The sequence below is a fragment of the Dokdonia sp. Asnod2-E02 genome (assembly GCF_045063915.1).
GTDB lineage: Bacteria > Bacteroidota > Bacteroidia > Flavobacteriales > Flavobacteriaceae > Dokdonia.
In genome coordinates, this window is the sequence record NZ_JBEFNX010000005.1 from 1,197,227 (window position 1) to 1,215,145 (window position 17,919).

Annotated in this window: 16 protein-coding genes; 4 read left to right on the forward strand and 12 right to left on the reverse strand. The window is 38.2% G+C overall.

The window, feature by feature from the left end; genetic code table 11:
* Nucleotides 1-23 precede the first annotated feature (23 nt).
* Nucleotides 24-869, forward strand: a complete 846-nt coding sequence (locus tag ACJJVM_RS05415; protein ID WP_298353217.1) for a mechanosensitive ion channel family protein — start codon at nucleotides 24-26, stop codon at nucleotides 867-869.
* A 137-nt stretch (nucleotides 870-1,006) separates the two neighbouring features.
* Complete coding sequence (locus ACJJVM_RS05420) at nucleotides 1,007-1,825, forward strand: mechanosensitive ion channel family protein (RefSeq protein ID WP_035327247.1); 819 nt, start codon at nucleotides 1,007-1,009, stop codon at nucleotides 1,823-1,825.
* Between the two features lie 71 nt (nucleotides 1,826-1,896).
* Here the strand turns inward: ACJJVM_RS05420 and tsaB are convergent, their stop codons facing one another.
* The 7 genes from tsaB to ACJJVM_RS05455 form a co-directional block, all read right to left on the reverse strand.
* Complete coding sequence (tsaB, locus tag ACJJVM_RS05425; protein WP_405211028.1) at nucleotides 1,897-2,574, reverse strand: tRNA (adenosine(37)-N6)-threonylcarbamoyltransferase complex dimerization subunit type 1 TsaB; 678 nt, start codon at nucleotides 2,572-2,574, stop codon at nucleotides 1,897-1,899.
* Between the two features lie 4 nt (nucleotides 2,575-2,578).
* A complete protein-coding gene (locus ACJJVM_RS05430) occupies nucleotides 2,579-3,859 on the reverse strand; it encodes an efflux RND transporter periplasmic adaptor subunit (protein ID WP_299147573.1) in 1,281 nt (426 codons plus the stop codon).
* A 5-nt stretch (nucleotides 3,860-3,864) separates the two neighbouring features.
* On the reverse strand, nucleotides 3,865-5,322 hold the full coding sequence (locus tag ACJJVM_RS05435; protein WP_298353207.1) for a TolC family protein: 1,458 nt from the start codon (nucleotides 5,320-5,322) through the stop codon (nucleotides 3,865-3,867).
* Nucleotides 5,323-5,458: 136 nt separating this feature from the next.
* The gene (locus ACJJVM_RS05440; RefSeq protein ID WP_405211029.1) at nucleotides 5,459-6,625 is read right to left on the reverse strand and encodes an efflux RND transporter periplasmic adaptor subunit; all 1,167 of its coding nucleotides are present in this window, start codon (nucleotides 6,623-6,625) and stop codon (nucleotides 5,459-5,461) included.
* A gap of 22 nt (nucleotides 6,626-6,647) precedes the next feature.
* Nucleotides 6,648-7,907 carry an ABC transporter permease gene (locus ACJJVM_RS05445; protein ID WP_038599163.1) on the reverse strand — a complete coding sequence of 420 codons (1,260 nt, stop codon included), beginning with the start codon at nucleotides 7,905-7,907 and terminating at the stop codon, nucleotides 6,648-6,650.
* A gap of 44 nt (nucleotides 7,908-7,951) precedes the next feature.
* On the reverse strand, nucleotides 7,952-9,196 hold the full coding sequence (locus tag ACJJVM_RS05450) for an ABC transporter permease (protein ID WP_035327234.1): 1,245 nt from the start codon (nucleotides 9,194-9,196) through the stop codon (nucleotides 7,952-7,954).
* Nucleotides 9,189-9,890: an ABC transporter ATP-binding protein gene (locus ACJJVM_RS05455; protein ID WP_038599160.1), complete on the reverse strand. Its 702-nt coding sequence runs from the start codon at nucleotides 9,888-9,890 to the stop codon at nucleotides 9,189-9,191. Before ACJJVM_RS05455 ends, ACJJVM_RS05450 begins: the two co-directional genes overlap by 8 nt.
* Before the next feature lie 273 nt (nucleotides 9,891-10,163).
* Between ACJJVM_RS05455 and ACJJVM_RS05460 the strand changes: the two genes are divergently transcribed.
* Together ACJJVM_RS05460 and ACJJVM_RS05465 are read left to right on the forward strand one after the other, a co-directional pair.
* Nucleotides 10,164-10,526: a hypothetical protein gene (locus ACJJVM_RS05460; RefSeq protein ID WP_405211030.1), complete on the forward strand. Its 363-nt coding sequence runs from the start codon at nucleotides 10,164-10,166 to the stop codon at nucleotides 10,524-10,526.
* Nucleotides 10,527-10,615: 89 nt separating this feature from the next.
* Nucleotides 10,616-12,835: a TonB-dependent receptor gene (locus ACJJVM_RS05465; RefSeq protein WP_405211031.1), complete on the forward strand. Its 2,220-nt coding sequence runs from the start codon at nucleotides 10,616-10,618 to the stop codon at nucleotides 12,833-12,835.
* 144 nt (nucleotides 12,836-12,979) lie between these two features.
* On the opposite strand, the gene ACJJVM_RS05470 is transcribed toward ACJJVM_RS05465, so the two are convergent.
* The 5 genes from ACJJVM_RS05470 to ACJJVM_RS05490 form a co-directional block, all read right to left on the reverse strand.
* Nucleotides 12,980-15,445 carry an outer membrane beta-barrel protein gene (locus ACJJVM_RS05470; protein ID WP_405211032.1) on the reverse strand — a complete coding sequence of 822 codons (2,466 nt, stop codon included), beginning with the start codon at nucleotides 15,443-15,445 and terminating at the stop codon, nucleotides 12,980-12,982.
* Nucleotides 15,446-15,573: 128 nt separating this feature from the next.
* Complete coding sequence (locus ACJJVM_RS05475; protein ID WP_299147580.1) at nucleotides 15,574-15,843, reverse strand: hypothetical protein; 270 nt, start codon at nucleotides 15,841-15,843, stop codon at nucleotides 15,574-15,576.
* Nucleotides 15,844-16,389, reverse strand: a complete 546-nt coding sequence (locus tag ACJJVM_RS05480; protein ID WP_405211033.1) for a DUF420 domain-containing protein — start codon at nucleotides 16,387-16,389, stop codon at nucleotides 15,844-15,846.
* A gap of 1 nt (nucleotide 16,390) precedes the next feature.
* Nucleotides 16,391-17,125: an SCO family protein gene (locus ACJJVM_RS05485; RefSeq protein ID WP_405211034.1), complete on the reverse strand. Its 735-nt coding sequence runs from the start codon at nucleotides 17,123-17,125 to the stop codon at nucleotides 16,391-16,393.
* A 26-nt stretch (nucleotides 17,126-17,151) separates the two neighbouring features.
* Nucleotides 17,152-17,829: a hypothetical protein gene (locus ACJJVM_RS05490; protein WP_405211035.1), complete on the reverse strand. Its 678-nt coding sequence runs from the start codon at nucleotides 17,827-17,829 to the stop codon at nucleotides 17,152-17,154.
* Between the last annotated feature and the right edge of the window lie 90 nt (nucleotides 17,830-17,919).

The window sequence follows — 17,919 nt, forward strand, 5'->3', positions numbered from 1 at the left end:
AACTTTGTAAAAAATACATTGTTATGAAAGACCCCCTAAGTACGTTAAGTCAGTACGAAGAATATATAAAGCGTGCCGCAAACTGGATATGGGCATTTATCCCAGGGTTTATAAGTGCTATTATACTCCTATTTGTAGGTCTCTGGATCATACGTCTTATTAAACGTTTTACTCGTAAATTCTTCCAAAGAAAGGATTATGACCCTACCCTAGAAAAGTTTGCACAAGACCTCATAAACTGGACGCTTAAAATTATACTTTTTGTTACTGTAATCACTCAACTAGGAGTAAAAACTACATCGCTTGTTGCGATTATAGGTGCCGCGGGTCTTGCTATAGGTCTTGCGCTACAAGGGTCACTTGCAAACTTTGCCGGTGGTGTACTCATACTATTACTTAGACCATTTAAAGTAGGAGATTTTATAAAAGCCCAAGGACAAGAAGGAACTGTAAAGGAAATTTCTATTTTCCAAACCAAGCTCAATACTTTTGGGAACCAACTTGCTATCATCCCTAACGGACAATTATCTAATGAAACCATTGTAAACTTTACAGAAGAAGGTATACGTAGAGAAGCCCTTACTTTTGGAATAGGTTATGATGACGATGTGAAGCTTGCAAAAAACATTCTCTTAGAACTCGTAAATGAGCAAGAGACCGTAATACAAGAAGAAGGCAAAGCCCCTATGATTGTACTTGCAGAGCTAGGCGATAGCAGCGTTAATCTCTCATTACGATATTGGGCACATATAGATGATTTTTGGAACTTACGATGGACCGTGCTTGAAGAAGGCAAAGAAAGACTAGAGGCTCAAGGCATCACAATACCATACCCGCAACGTGATGTGCATCTATACAAACAAGAATAATTATAGATGAAAGACACAGAAGCATAGACCTATGCTCATTATTAAATAATTACAAGAATATAACGCGCTCATAATTTTTATTGTGAGCGTTTTTTTTAGTTTTAAAGTATCAAACAACTTAAACTAAAAACATTGTAATGGAAGACTATCAAAAATGGATTGATCTAGCTATCGAAAAAGGATCAGAATACGGGCTTAAAATACTTATGGCCGTTGTTATATGGATTGTTGGTAAATGGGTTATTGGGAAACTTATGAAAGTTTTCAAAAAAATGCTCGAGAAGAATAAAAATATGGACAAGACCCTAGAAAAGTTCTTGTCTAACCTAGTAAGAACCATATTGCTAGTACTTCTTATCATTGCTATTTTAGGTCAATTAGGCATAGACACCGCTTCTTTTGCAGCGATACTTGCTGCTGCTGGTCTTGCTGTAGGTCTTGCTCTACAAGGATCATTATCTAACTTTGCTGGAGGTGTACTTTTAATACTTTTTAAACCTTTTAAAGTAGGAGATCTTATAGAAGCTCAAGGCGAAATAGGTGTTGTGACAGAGATTCAAATCTTTACTACAAAAATATCTACACCAGGTAATAAGCTAGTTATCTTACCTAACGGTGCACTATCTAATGGTAATATAAAGAACTATACAGAGCTAGGAGAACTACGTGTAGACCTTACAATAGGTGTATCATACGATGCAGACATTAAAGCTACCAAAGAAGCCCTAATGCGTGCTATGGAGTCTCAAGAAAATGTACTTAAAGTACCTGCTCCATCTGTAAATATGGGTGAACTTGCAGAGAGCTCTGTAAACTATGAAGTACGCCCGTGGGCAACACCAGAAAACTACTGGGATGTGTACTTCCAAACTATTGAAAACTGTAAAATCGAGCTTGACAAAGCTGGAATTGAAATACCTTACCCTCACGCTGTTGAAATACAAAAAGAGGCATAATATCAAGTCCCTCATAATGACAACGCCCTTAATGTTTACATTAAGGGCGTTTGTCATTTATAAAACTGTGCTTATTTTTTCTTAGGCTTACCAGCAATAAAATCTTTAAGGTAATAAGGTTCAAAATAAGCTACATCTTCAAATAATCCTTCTTGAAACTTTTGGTTTGAAATCGCTGCCATTTGCGCAGCGCTTGGCAATTCATTAGTTACAAATCTCGCATTAGGGTGTGTACATACTTCTTGAAATTTTTCAACTCCATTACCTATAAAATGTACAATGCTCTTATCTAAATATTCAGTAAATGAGGATTCGTCTAGTATTTGTGCTTCTGTACCTCTTATAACATTGCCCTCATTATCATAAATAGCGCTATACACTTCCATACGGCGGGCGTCTAGCATAGGTACGACAAGCTCATTATGAGTAAGATTTTGCTTTCGCGAAAGCGATCTAAGCGTCTCTACAGCAATTAAGGGTATGTCTAGTGCAGCACAGAGACCTTTTGCCGCCGAAACTCCTATACGTAACCCCGTATAACTCCCTGGGCCTTTACTTACCGCTATGGCATCTAGTTTTTCTTGAGCAACACCTGCTTTATCTAAAACTTCTTTTATAAAAGTGTGTAGGCGCTCTGCGTGAGAATACTTTTTTGCATTATCCTCCTGCATCATCACGACTTCTCCGTTAATAGACAAAGCCACCGAACAATTTGTGGTGGCTGTCTCTAGACATAATATGTGTGTCATTCTTTTATTCTTCTGTATTCTTTCCTTCTTGGTTTTCTAGCTCTACCTTATCACCTGTCTTGAGCGACTTTGCCACTAAGCTATAAGGCCCTGTAATGATTTCATCTCCCTCTTCAAGGCCAGAGAGGATTTCTATTTTTGAATCATCTTGTATACCTGTAGTAACAACTTTGAGCTTTGCGGTGTCTCCATCTTTTATAAATACACACTCAAACTTTTTATCTGAAGTAAGATCACTTGTTTTTGGAGTAGAACGCTTTGTTGAGCTCGTATCGCTCTTTACAACAATGGCACTTATAGGAGCTGCGAGTATATCACTACGCTTTTTTGTTATAATATCTACCGTTGCAGTCATACCTGGTCTAAAAGGTGAATATGTTTCTCTTTTACCCTCAAGTAAGTCTGTGTAAGATTCTTCTAGAATACGCACTTTTACTTTAAAGTTAGTTACCTGGTCTGCAGTAAGTGTAGACTGCGCAGAGTTTGCAATTTCTGTTACAATACCCGAAAATTTCTTTTTGAGATATGCGTCTACCTCAACGATGGTAGAGTCACCTACTTGAATTTTTACGATATCATTTTCGTTTACGTCTACCTCTACCTCCATATTTTGAAGGTTTGCAACGCGCACAATTTCTGTACCTGCCATTTGTGCTGTTCCCACTACTCGCTCACCTAGCTCAACATTAAGCATAGAGATGGTGCCATCACGTGGTGCAAAAATAGATGTACGTCCTAAGTTATCTGTAGCCTGTTTTACTTGTGCAGCTACACTCTGCACATTATAAAAGGCACTCTGGCGATTAGCCTGTGCTATCTGATAGTCAGACTCTGCACGTTCAAAATCTGCTTTTGAAATCACACCTTTATCAAAAAGTGGTTTGTTACGTTCAAAGTTGAGTTTTGCCTGGTTAAGACTTGCTTCTGCCTGAGAAAGACCAGCACGACTATTCTGTAAAGCTGCTCGCGACTGGCTCACTGCTGCCTGCACTAAGTCTGGATTAATCCTTACTAACAAGTCCCCTTTTTTTACATCTTGACCTTCTTTGATAGGTAAGTCTATAATCTCACCAGATACTTCTGAAGATAGCTTTACTTCTATTTCTGGCTGTATTTTACCAGTAGCTGCAACTGTCTCTATAATTGTTGCTTTCTCAATTTTTTGAGTTTCAACAGATTTAAAGTTTCCGGATTTACCGAACGCTCCAGATTTCTTGCCGGCTATTAATGCTACAATTACAATGGCAACAATACCTAGTAAGATGAAAAGTGTTTTTTTACTCATTTTGGTTAGAATTTAAGTTCGGTAACTGGCACTCCAAAATAGAGCTCCAATACCTTTATGCGGAAAATATAATCATACTTAGAACGTGCAAGTTCTATCTGTGCGTTATCATAACGTAATTTACTCTGACTAAAATCAAAAGCATTAGTAAGCCCTACATCGTACCTATCTTTTGCATATTGATATGCTAGCTCCTGCGACTCTACAGCAATATTTGCCGCTTCATAACTCTCTTTTGCTGCTTTTGCATCTGTATAAGCTTGGTAAACAGCCGTTCTTAAATTTTGCTCTGCAAGTTCCTTTTGAAACTCTGCACGCATTACATTTACCTTGCTACGTTTTATTTGATTTTTTGTGCTCCATCCATTAAAAACTGGAACTCGCAAAGATAAACCATAAGAGATACCATCATTAAGATATAACTGCTCTACAAATGGTAAAGGTCCTACTTCATTACCTCCTATAATATTAGGAGTAAGGCTTGTTACTACATCTCCCGTAGCACCTACTACTCCTATAGGGTTACCAGAATCTATAACTGGATTATCTGGATCAAGAATCGTATTAAAACCACTTGCTCTGTTAGACTCTCTAGTATTATAATTAAAAAATGCATCTAGTGTAGGGTATAGCCCTGTCTTACTTATTTCAAGATCCTTTTGTGCAATCGCCTCATTTTGCTCGGCAATTTTTACATCATATCTATTGTCTTTTGCAGTGCTTATAAGCACCTCTGGCTGCGTATCAAGTATACTCTCTCCTTGCACACTATAATCTCCCTCTGCAATATCAAAATTTTCAAAATCTGATATATTAAGTAGCTGTGCTAGATTTACAAGTCCTATTGCTATTGAATTTTCGGAAGCAACAATACGTTGTCTCTCACTTGCATTTGTTGCACGTATCTCTAGTAAATCTCCTCTAGGTAATACTCCTCCATCTACCAGCTCTTGTGTGCGATCTATTTGCTCTTGCGTTACTGCGTTTTGAGTAACAATTACATTTAAGCTTTCCTTTGCCAGTAACACTTGTAGGTATGCTACTGCGACGTTAAGTGCTACATCATCCTTAAGTTTTGCAATATTATAGTCTGCTGCAATTTTAGAAAGTTCTGCTCTATCTAGTACTTTATGATTTCTAAAACCATTTATTAATCGCACACCAGAACTTACACCAAAAGATGAGTTACGAGTTTGTTGCGACTCTAGTACTCCTGTAAGTACGTTTTGTGTAAGACCTGTCTGCCAGCTATTACTTGCAGTACCATTAAGAGTAGGTAAAAATGCACCTATGGCATCAGACCTATCTATTGCTGCCGACTCAAGGTCTAGCGTAGTTTGCTGAATATTGATATTATTATCTATCGCATATTGCACGCATTCTTGAAGTGTCCACTTTCTCTCCTGCCCGTAGGTAGTAAGAGCTAGTATCGCTGTCATACAAAATAAGATGGCTTTTTTCATAATCTTGATTGATGTCCAATATGACTATTGAAACGGTTATATGTTACAAAAACTGTTAATTATTTTTTTTGGGTATAGGTTTACGCTTTCGCGAAAGCGTTATAAAGAAACTCCTAACCACTAGTAATCAAAGGATTTACCCTCTACCACCAAATCCTGCTGGCGCCTTAAGCTGGTTCCAAACTTTGATGTTATCTTCTGCTGTGATACCGCTCTTTACCTCTACAAAAATCCCATCGCTTACTCCTACCTCAATATCACGACGCTCAAACTCTTGATCTCCGGTTGCTACCTCAACATAAGGGCTCTTAGTTTTAGGATCATACTGCACAAGTGCTTCTTTTATAGAAAGCACCTCCTCTGCTTTTTCTAAAATAATACTTGCATTTGCACTCAAGCCTGCACGTATGAAGGTGTCGTCATCCTTCTTTGCTAGGGTTCCTTTTATTTCAAATTGTATGGCTCCATTTTCGGCAACGCCTTTTGGCGCGATGTAATCTAGCGTAGCATCAAAAACTTTATTTTCTATAGCTCCTACCGTAATCTCAAGTGGTAAATCTTCTTTTATTTTACCCACTTCGCTCTCGTCTACCTTACCTTCAAAGATCATCTTTTCAACATCTGCTAGTGTAGCAACTGTAGTACCATCATTAAAGTTATTTGCCTCTATCACCTGGTTACCGGCTTTTACTGGCACGTCCAGAATCATACCTGTAATAGTAGATCGTATTTGAGTAGTTGCTGCGTTACCTAGCCCACTGGTGGTTCCCGTTTTTATGATATCATAATTTTGAGAAGCGCTACGCAGATTAACCTGCTCTTGCTTGAGCCTTTGCTCTGCAGCGTTATAAGTATTTCTAATGTTATCAAAATCATTTGCAGAGATAACACCTTTATCAAAAAGCGCTTTCTGCCTATCATAAATGCTCTTTTGGTTTGCAAGTGCTAGTCTTGCTGTCTCTACGGTAGTTCTTGCTCCAGCAATATTATTTTTTGCATTAGTGAGTGATGACACGTTAGGCACTACATCTATCTGGGCAATAAGGTCTCCAGCCTTAATATTATCTCCAGCCTCTACATACACCTCTTTTATAATACCTGAGATATTAGGTTTTATGAGCACCTCTTCTTTTGGGACAATACTTCCTGTCGCAACTGTTTTCTTTACAATTGTACGATTAGTCGCTTGCTCTGTGGTATACACCACTGGGTCCTGCTTATCTTTTGTATAGATATACCAGATACCTATGGAGAAAAATACTGCGATTAGTACGAGCGTGATAATGGTTCCTGTGCGTTTCATTCTATTATATGATTGGATTGTATTATTCTATTCTTAATGCGTCTATGGGTTTCATTTGTATAGCTCTTGTTGCAGGTATAAAACCAGCGAGTAATCCAGAGATGATGAGTATGGCGAGGGCGATAAAGATCACTGTAATATTTACAGAAGGATTTGCAAAGTTGTCTACTTTACCTACTTGATCTAGTATACTATTCATCACCCATATAAATCCAGCAGCAACTGCAATACCTGCCATACCAGAAATTATAGTGAGTACTAGTGACTCTTGTAATATTTGAGATTTAATCTCCCAAGGAGTTGCACCTAGAGCGCGACGTACTCCTATCTCTTTGGTACGTTCTTTTACTACTATGAGCATAATGTTACTTATCCCTATCACTCCAGAAAGCAGTACAAGAGACCCCACAAAGTATCCTACAAATGTGAGTATTGAGAATAGCCCCATCACTCTACCAAACTCCTCGGCAAGGTCAAAGTGGCCTATGGCCCTTTTATCATCTGGATGAATAGAGCGCTGCTCCCTCATCGTCGTAAAAACTTGTTCTTTTATACTGGTGATACTTGTACCGTCGTGAGCCGTTATAGCCATCCACCCTACATTATCTGCACGATTAAAAGCTTGCGAAAATGTAGTAAAAGGAACAAAAATTGTATTTGCAGACTCCTCTGCATCTCCACTACTCTTTGGGTCTTTAAATGTCCCTACTACTAAGAAGTTGACACCATTTATTTTAATATAGGTATTAAGCGGTTCTTCACCTTTGTCATAAAGACCCTTTACAACATCTTCACCTATGATGCATATTTTTCTTTTCTCTTCTATATCAGAATAAGAGATGTAGCGACCAGAAGTAATATCTTGTGGTTGCTGTTTTATAAATTCTGGATAATCACCGTAAACGCTATAAGCACCTGTTTTTTCCTTGTAGGTAACATTATTTGCACCATTATAACCTCCTAGCTGATTTCTAGGTGAGATGTATTTTAACTGTGGGTACTTCTCCCGTAAAACGTCTACATCTTCTAGCTTAAAATTGAAATAACGTCCCTTAGGCAAACCCTTATATGACATCGAGGTTCCTTGTGACCACATAAACATCGAGTTTGTGGCAAAGTCACCAAAATCTGCCGAAACGCCATTCTTCAACCCATTAGTAAGTGCGAGTAGTAATACTAAAATGAGTATACCCCAAAACACACCAAATGCCGTAAGCAGGGTTCTAAACCTGTTTGCATTAAGCGCTTCTAGTATTTCGTTCCAACGATCTTTACTAAACATTGTATTCTTTTTTTGCTTTCGCGAAAGCGGTATAACTCTCCATACTACTCATCTCTTAGTGCTTCTATAGGTCTAATATTTGCCGCTCTTCTAGCTGGTATGTAACCCGCAAGGGCTCCTGCCACGATAAGAATAATTACTGTTGACATCGCAGTTACAAAATCTACCTGAGGAAACTTGATGAAATCACTATCTATCTGTGGGCCTATTAACTCTAATAATCCAACACCTAAAAACAGCCCTAAGAAGCCAGCTATTGCAGTTATAAAAATAGACTCTTGCAATATCATCCCGATTATAGAGCTTGGTAATGCTCCTAGTGCTTTGCGCACACCTATCTCCTTAGTACGTTCTTTTACAATGATGAGCATTATGTTACTTACACCTACCACGCCTGCTATAATTGTACCTATGCCTACAAACCAGAACACCATACGTATGGTATCTATGAGGCTATAAATTTTTTGTGCCTCTTCCAGATTATAACGCACGCGTACGGCGCTACGATCATCTGGTGAGATTTGATATCTAGACTTAATCTCATCTTCTATACCTTGACTCACTGCTGCCGAAAGTGCTACGGCTTCGTCAAAATTATCAGACATTTTTACTGTAAATGCCATAGACCTTAACTTGTCTCCTGCATTAAAAACGCGTTGTGCCGTGCTGAGTGGTATAAAAATACGAGACTCCTCACGCTCTCCTCCTGGGTCTGTAAATACTCCCGCTACTAGAAAGTTTATACCCATAATTTTAATAGTTGCTCCTACTGCTTGCTCTGTTTTAAAAAGGTCGTTTTTTACCTTCTGGCCTATGATGGCAACTTTAACACCTTCTTCTTCATCCTTCTGAGTCAAGAACCTCCCTGCAGATAGTCCAGCATTCTCAATAAACTGCTGTCCGTAGTTTGCGCCTTCTATTCTATAATTACCTGTTTCGTTGCCGTAGTTAACAAGGCCTCCCCAGATATTGTATAAACCAGTTTGATGTTCTATTGCTTCGCCAAATTTTTGGTCTACATTTTCTAAATCACTATTGTGCATCTGGATACGACGACCAGGATTGAGACCTGCGTACTCTTTTGTAGTAACACCTGTCCATACATTTACTCGGCTCTCTGCATCTTGAGCAAATTGTGTTTTTACCCCTTTCTGAATACCCGTACTAAAACCTAGAAGAATGACTAATATGAAAATACCCGAAGCTACAGATAACCCAGTGAGAAAGGTACGAAGCTTGTTCTTACCTATAGTTTCAAATATTTCTTGCCAGCGCTCTACATCAAACATGTAAACTTGCTTTTACTTGATTTACAACAGAGTCATCTATGATGCGACCGTCCTTTAGATTTACAATGCGCTTAGTCATCTCTGCAATATCTGGTTCGTGTGTTACCACAAGTATGGTCTTACCCTCATCATTTATACCTTGTATGAGATCCATTACTTCGTAAGAAGTTTTTGTATCGAGTGCTCCCGTAGGCTCATCTGCCAGTAGTACTTTTGGGTCACTTGCTAGTGCTCTCGCGATGGCAACTCTTTGTTTTTGACCTCCAGACATTTCACTAGGCAGGTGTGTTGCCCATTGTGCAAGGCCTACCTTTTCTAAGTAATGCATAGCTCTATCTGTACGCTCTGCGCGCTTCATACCTTGGTAATAAAGCGGCATAGAGACATTATCTAACGCATTTTTATAATTGATAAGATTAAATGACTGAAAAATGAAACCTAGAAATTTGTTTCTATACTGTGCGGCAACCTTTTCATTAAGATTTTTTATAGGAACATTATCTAGATTATATGTTCCCTCGTCTGCCTCATCTAGCATACCTAGAATATTGAGTAATGTAGATTTACCAGATCCTGAAGAACCCATAATAGAAACTAGCTCACCCTCCTTTACAGAAAAGTCTATTCCTTTTAAAACGTGAAGCGAGTTGCTCCCCATTTGATACGATTTATGAAGATCTTTTATTTCTATCATAGTCAACACTTTATGACAATATAGACAGATAATCTGTCACTAATTGTGAAATTCTTGTTAAGACTACTTCGGGTTGTTTTGGTTAGTCGTCGGTAGTGTATAGTCTTATAGACTATACAGATGATTATCTGTTACAGTTGAATTTGTTAGGGTTTTGTTAAAATGAAACCCTACCTAAGAAATAAACGTAGATTCAATAATTAACAACCAAACATTCTGAAACAAAAGCAACACATATCAAAATCATTAACCGCATTAACCTTGTGCATTGCAGTGATATGTTTCGTCTCTTCGACAAAAGATGCTTTTATACAACTGGCACACACTATTGAGCACGCTATAGCACAAAGTGCACACCACGGTGCTCACCATCATAACGAGCGCTCTAGTCTAACAGTAAATAATACTCAACACAACCATCAAAGCATAGACTTACTCGTCAAGCTATTTGACACAGATTTAGAAAAGGAAGTTCCTCAAAAAAAAGAAAATTATAATACAGATAAGAGATTATCTATCTCTAGATACACAACGCCTTCAAATCTACAAGCTCATACTAAAAAGGACAATTTCTACTATCTTTTAAAACCATATACTTCTATACGATGGTTGCCTTTTGAGCCTCCACAAGCATAAATTACCTTTTATCAAGCTTATCTCTAAACCCACTCGGGACTAGGGAAGCTATATGCCATTCTCAAAATTCAATTATCAAATTATATTATATGAAATTCCTTATTGGAGCATTTGCTATGCTCTTTATTATCCCGTTATATGGGCAATCTATAACAGGTGTCGTATTAGACACTAACTCGTCTCCACTAGAAGATGTAAACATTTTTAATAAAACCTCTGGACAACATAGTCATACTAACACTACAGGTTATTTTGCCATACCTAACACAAAAAAAGGCGACTCATTATACTTCTCACGCATAGGTCACGAAACCCTGCTTGAAGTAATTACAGATCAACAAACGTCGTTGCAAGTAATACTAACACCATCATCAGTCTCTCTAGATCAAATTGTGATAGTTTCTGAAGTAGATCAACTAAGTCGCATTGTTGATATAGATGTAAAAAACAACCCTGTTAAGTCCTCACAAGAGATTTTAAGGAAAGTGCCTGGCCTCATTATAGGTCAACACGCCGGTGGCGGTAAGGCAGAACAGATATTTTTACGAGGTTTTGACATAGATCACGGTACAGATCTCGCGCTTAGCGTAGATGGACTACCCGTAAATATGGTATCTCACGCTCACGGCCAAGGGTACTCAGATCTACACTTTGTCATACCAGAAACTATAAATAATATAGAATTTGGCAAAGGACCTTTTACTGCAAGTCAAGGTAATTTTGCAACAGCTGGATATATTGATTTAAAGCTAAAAGATGTTTTAGAAAAAAACCAAGTCACGCTCGAAGTTGGCCAGTTTAACACGCAACGCTTTACAGGCTTATTTCCTGTTATCAATAGTGATTATAATTCGCTATACCTAGCTTCTGAAGTTTATCTTACAGATGGACCTGTAAACTCACCCCAAAACTTCAACCGTATTAACCTTATGAGTAAGTACGTTTATGACCGCCCTGGTGAAGAAAAGCTTGACCTCACCGTATCGCACTTCCAAAGTAAATGGGACGCTTCTGGACAAATACCACAGCGCGCTGTAGACGCAGGGTTAATAGACCGTTTTGGAGCTATAGATGACACAGAGGGCGGCAACACAAGCCGCAGTAATGTGTCTCTAAGCTACACCAAGAACTTAAATGAAAACGACTCGTTTACCACAAATGCTTTTCTATCTAAATACGACTTTGAGTTGTTCTCAAATTTCACCTTCTTTTTTGAAGATCCTATAAACGGAGATCAGATAAAGCAATATGAAGATCGTTTACTAATGGGAGTTAATAGCACCTTTGAGAGAAAAGGGAAAGAACTTGCTAGTTTTGATCTAGATTATCAAGCTGGTGCTGGCTTTAGATATGATGACGTAAACGATGTTGAATTGTCGCGCACAAAAAATCGTCGTGAGACGCTTGAAAGACTTTCTTATGGCGATGTAGATGAGCTTAATGCGTTTGCATTTTTTAATGCCGAGTTTAAAAAAGGCAACTGGAATATTAACCCATCGCTACGTATGGATTATTTTAAATTTGATTACAATAACAAGCTTAGCCCGGTTTATGACAACCGTAGCGAAAATAAAGTTGCTGTAAGTCCTAAGCTTAATGTAATTTATACACCCTCTACTACCTTTCAATATTTCTTAAAAACAGGTGTAGGTTTCCACTCTAATGACACGCGTGTCGTTGTGGCAAATGAAGGGGAAGATATATTACCCGCTGCTTATGGTATTGACATAGGTACAATTATAAAACCTGCGAGCAGGCTAGTGATAAATGCAGCGCTATGGAGTCTTTTTCTAGATCAAGAATTTGTGTATGTAGGTGATGCAGGTATTGTAGAACCTAGCGGTCGCTCTCGTAGAGTGGGTGTTGAACTAGGGGCTCGCTACCAGTTTAATGACTGGTTATATGCTTACTCAGATGTAAACTACACCTATGCTAGGAGTACAGACGAGCCAGACGGAGAAGATTTAATCCCTCTCGCACCAGATTTTACAGCTGTAGGAGGTATTAATGTAGATAACCTAGGAGCCTTTTCCGGTTCTCTTGCGTATAGATATATAGATGACAGGGCTGCAAATGAAGACAACTCTATTATTGCAGAGGGTTACTTTATTACAGATATGAATCTTAATTATAAAGTAAACAACTGGACTTATGGAATCATAATAGAAAACCTATTTGACACTGAGTGGAATGAAACACAATTTGCAACAGAAAGTAGACTTTTTAACGAGGCAACCCCAGTTGAAGAGATTCACTTTACACCAGGCACACCCTTCTTCATAAGAGGAAAAATAGCTGTGACTTTTTAGAATCACTAACTCAATTTCTTTAAGGGCGATTTATATAATCGCCCTTTTTTATGGGTTTTATATACGCTTTCGCGAAAGCGTAACAAAAAAAATCTCCCGATAAACACGGGAGATTTTTCTAACATCTTAATCTATTAATAACAATTATCCTTCAAAATCACCGTCATCATCACCGCCACCGCGGTTACCTCTTGATCGTTGTTTTTTCTGATTAAAACGGTATGTAAATGCTAGGTTAAATGAACGCACTCTAAACTGAAACTCACTATCACTCACAAAAGACTCTGTTTGAGTAAGTGACTGCCTTTTACTTGAGTTAAATACGTCACTCACGTTAAATGCTATTGTAGCATTATCATTAAGAATGTCTTTACTAAAAGCGAGGTTGGTAAATAAGAATCCTTCAGTTTCTGTTTGAGCATTATTCGTTGGCCCTCTATAAAACACATTAGTTTGCCAGTCTATTTTATACGGTAATGTCACTTTTGCACTACCCCTTGTAAAGAAACTAAAGTTACTTGCACCATAATCTACACCATTAAACTCACCCTCTGTTTCAAATAAAAATGCGTTTGCACTAAAGTTAAGACGTAACCATTTTTTGGGGTTATAAAGAACGCCCATCTCCGCTCCATATCGCTGGTTTGTGCTCAAGTTAATAGGCAGGGTTCTAATAATAGGAATTCCGTTTGCAGTTACTAGTCCTGTATCTTCTTGTATACGCTCAAAAGAGTCTGTCTCATACTGATAATAGATAGATGAAGTAAGTGTTACTTTATCCCATCTTTTTAAATACCCTATATCATACGCACTTGCAAATGATGGTACGAGATCTGGATTACCTTGAAAAATGTTTGCCTCACTAGAACGTGATGGGAAAGGGTTTATAAAACGCCCTCTAGGTCTGTTTATCCTTCTATTATAACCTAGTGTAAGGTTCTCACGATCGTTAAACTCATAGGTTAAGTTAAGTGTAGGAAATAAACCATCTGTTTTATTATCAAAATCAAGATTAGTACCTAGGTCGCTATCTTCTACAATAGCATCTACTGTACCCCTCTGTCTTGTATTCTCATAACGCAGACCGGCTAAAAATGAGAAGTCCCCAAATTTATTACCATACTGTGTGTATATAGCGTGTACATCCTCCTTATACGTGAAGATATTAGAAAGACCATCATCACGTATAAAAGCGCCGCCGGCCTCTTCTTGTTCTAGTAGTGTATAATCTGTAACTGTTTCTTCAAAATTACCTCTATAACCAAACTCAAACTGGGCATTCTCTCCTATAGGTCTAACATAATCTACCTGTGCAAGGTACTCTGTTTGATCTTCTATTTGAGTAATATCTTCTGCAGGAAGGGTTACATCCATTGGGAAGGTGTTAAACTCTGTAATGGTAGAAAGTTCTGTCTCTTCATTTACTGCATATTGAAATGCAGAGGTAAGCTCGTGACCGCTCTCATCAAATTTTGTAATAGAGTTTAAAGACAACTGGTAGGTTTTATCATCTTCTACCTCGCGCTCTAGACGTGTTCTAGAGATAGCAAGGTCACCGTTTGTATCAAACTCATCTGTAAAGTTATCTGTTCCAGAAGAGTTATCGCTTAGTCTTAAAAATCCGCTAGCGGTAACAGAAGTCTTTTCTGTTAAGAAGTATTCTATCCCTAGGTTAGTGTTGAAACCGCCACGGTTTCTATCAAATTCTCTTGTTTCTTCTATAAGAGGATTTGTCACATCATCAGAAAGGAATCTGTTTTCAAAAAATGCATTACCCGGCGATGTACGTTTACTATAGCCCGTTGTATTAAAGATATTAAACTTGTCTGTACGTAGGTTTATATTACCTGTGATACCATAACGTTCTGGATCACCCACATTAGTTTGTATAGATCCATTAAGACCTAGTGTTTTTTCTTTTCTTAGTATGATATTAAGTATACCCGCCGTACCCTCTGCATCATAACGTGCAGATGGTGATGTGATTACTTCTACACGCTCAATAGCATCTGCCGGGAGCTGGCTCAATGCATCCACAGAGCCAAAACCTGCAATAGCAGATGGACGACCATTAATAAGGATACGCACGTTTTCATTACCACGTAGGGCGATTGCCCCATCTACATCTACCGTAACAGAAGGCACATTACTCAAAGCGTCACTTACCGTGGCACCACTTGTAGTAAGATCTTTACCTATGTTATATATTTTTTTATCTAGTCTCACTTGCACCTCTGTAGTTTCGGCACGTACAATTACTTCATCTAGTGATTGTGAGTCTATTGCCAGTGCTTGTGTAGGTAGCGTTGTACTTTTAAATAGCTTTTGACCAGGTAGAACTTTGGTCTCGAAAGAGATAAACTCAAATTTTACATCATATACTCCAGCAGCTACTTCTATACTATAGTTTCCGTTTGGGTCTGTGATTCCTCCAGTTACAACTTTACCTTCACTATTTGTAAATGATACCGTTGCATACTCTAGTGGCACGTTAGTATCTGCCTCTAGTACTTTACCAGTGATAGTTACATCTGGTCTTCCTCCCTCTGGTCTCTGTGCAAACACTAGCGTAGTAAATGCAAGTAAGGTGAGGGTAAATAAATATTTCATCTCTTTGATAATTTGGTTCTGTTATGAGACACGCAAATTACGGCTGGGTTTAGTCCAGTTGTACTAAGGTTTTGTTAAAGAATAAAACCTTATCACAAAAGATGAAAATATATGGAGAGAACTATTGATTATTCATCTTCCCCATTCTCGGCAGGGATCTTCTTTTTTGACTTATAAATAAAGTAAAATACGCCTCCTACTAAGATGTACGGTATCACCATTAGATACTTGATACCATTGTTTATTCCCTTTGCAGTACTATTATCTTCTTCAGACTCAAGAACGGCGCGACACATTGCACACTGTGTGGTTGCGGCAGTGGTGGTTGCTTGTAAGTCCGCTTTCGCGAAAGCGCAACAAAAAACAATTACAATAGTGATGTACTTAATATATTTCATCTAGTGCACGTAGTATGGAGATATCATAAGGTAAACGATTACGCCAGTTATGGCAACATATAACCATATAGGATATGTGATGCGAGCAAGTTTTTTATGCTTATCAAATCGCTCTGCAAGCGCACGAACATAGGTAAATAGCACAAGCGGAATGATAATAATAGATAGTGCGATGTGTGTGATAAGTATAAAGAAGTATACATATCTTATAAAACCTTCACCACCGTATGATGTAGAGTCTGACGTCATATGGTATGCCACATACATTAAAAGAAAAAGTACAGACAGACCTATGGCAGTCTTCATTAATCGCTCGTGTGTTACTCTATTACCATTTTTTATAGCTCTTACTGCAAGAATAAGTACAAGTGCCGTAAGCCCATTAATACCAGCGTAGATAGGTGGCAAGAAGGTAAGTGGTTCTACATCTAGTCCAAAATCTTTGAGCTTGATGGTAAAAAGCACAGCGACAGCTACGGGTATCACTACAGAGAGTATAATAATCCAGTTTCTGTATTTCTTTTCAGTGGGGTTTTGGGTACTCATACTATTTTAATAATTTATTTATGTCTTCTATTAAGATATCTACTTCTGATGTTTCGCCTCCTTCTGGAACGACTTTATCCATAGGCACAAATCCACGGTAATATGGCTTTGGGTTTCCATAAGGGTCCAGTCTAGATCTTATAAAACCGTTTTGATCTACAAGTGCAAAAAGTCCCGAGTGATATAAATCTGTCTCATCTCCTTCTTCATTTGTTGCTAGGTAAAAACCTTCATTAGACAGCTTGCGTATCACAGATCTATCACCTGTCATAAAATACCAGTTAGGGTTAGTTACCCCGTAATCTTGTTGATATTGTTTAAGCACCTCTGGCTGGTCGTGCTCTGGATCTATAGAGAATGAGGCAATTCCGAAATCATCACGACCTTCAAACTTCTTTGCTATAGCCTGCAGGTTATGACTCATAGGGATACAGATATCTGTACACCTTGTAAAGAAAAACTCCACTAGATATACTTTACCCTTATAATCTGCATTGCTTATGGTATCGTTATCTTGATTTACAAACTTAAAAGGCGGCACTTTACGATCTACACCATTTTGAGTAATATACACAAGACCATCTGGTGCTTCTTCTATAGGCACACCACCTTGTTGGTGCATTCTTCCGCCGCGAGATACATCATCATTTGCGAGGCGCTTGTATATTTTTGGGATTACAATAATTCCAAAAATTAATACGATGGCCGCGATGCCTATGTAGGTGTTTTTTCTCATTTGTTTTAAAAATCTATAAACGACTGTTAATCTCTGCGTTGTTCTATCTTAGGACTCGCATTGTTATTTTTCTTAAGCGCTAGTCTATACTCGGCTAGTAATATTTTAATATCATCCTTAAGGTAACCCATCTCTACAGCCTGTGTAAAATCATAGCCATAAGCATTTGCTTTTTTGTCTTCGTGACCAGAGCGTAGTGATAATGCTTTATCAACCAAGAACACATTAGGGTGACCACCATCACTCATCATAGATAAACCTGTGTCAAGTGATTTAAAATGTGTCGCGGTTTGCTCCTTTGTGGCAACTACAAAACGCATTTTTGAGGTGTCAAAAATACGAGCAAGCTCTGTTTTAAGAGCTTCTACCACCTCTTCACTGCCTTTATTTACAAAGAGTACCATTTGAAAATCATCATACCTCTCAAAGTATTTAAAGATCATCAAATTAAGGTTTGCGGTATATCCTTCATTTTGCATTAAACCATCACCTAGGTAACCTACCAGTGTGATATGGTTATTTAATGTGAGTGGCACCTCTGCCGTTTGCACAACTTTGTATTCTTGACTTGCATAACGGCTTACATCTTCCACCTTTTCTGTAACAAGTGGCAAGTTTGCAAAGTTATACACTCCAGATGCAAAGAAGAGGTAAGCAACTATAGGTAAGACAAAAAGCGATACCAGAACGAGTTTCTTTTTCATAATTACAAAGATAAATCCCAGATGGGAATAGAGCGAGGTATTCTTTTCAATTTTTATGAAATAACGCTTTCGCGAAAGCGGAATTAAAAC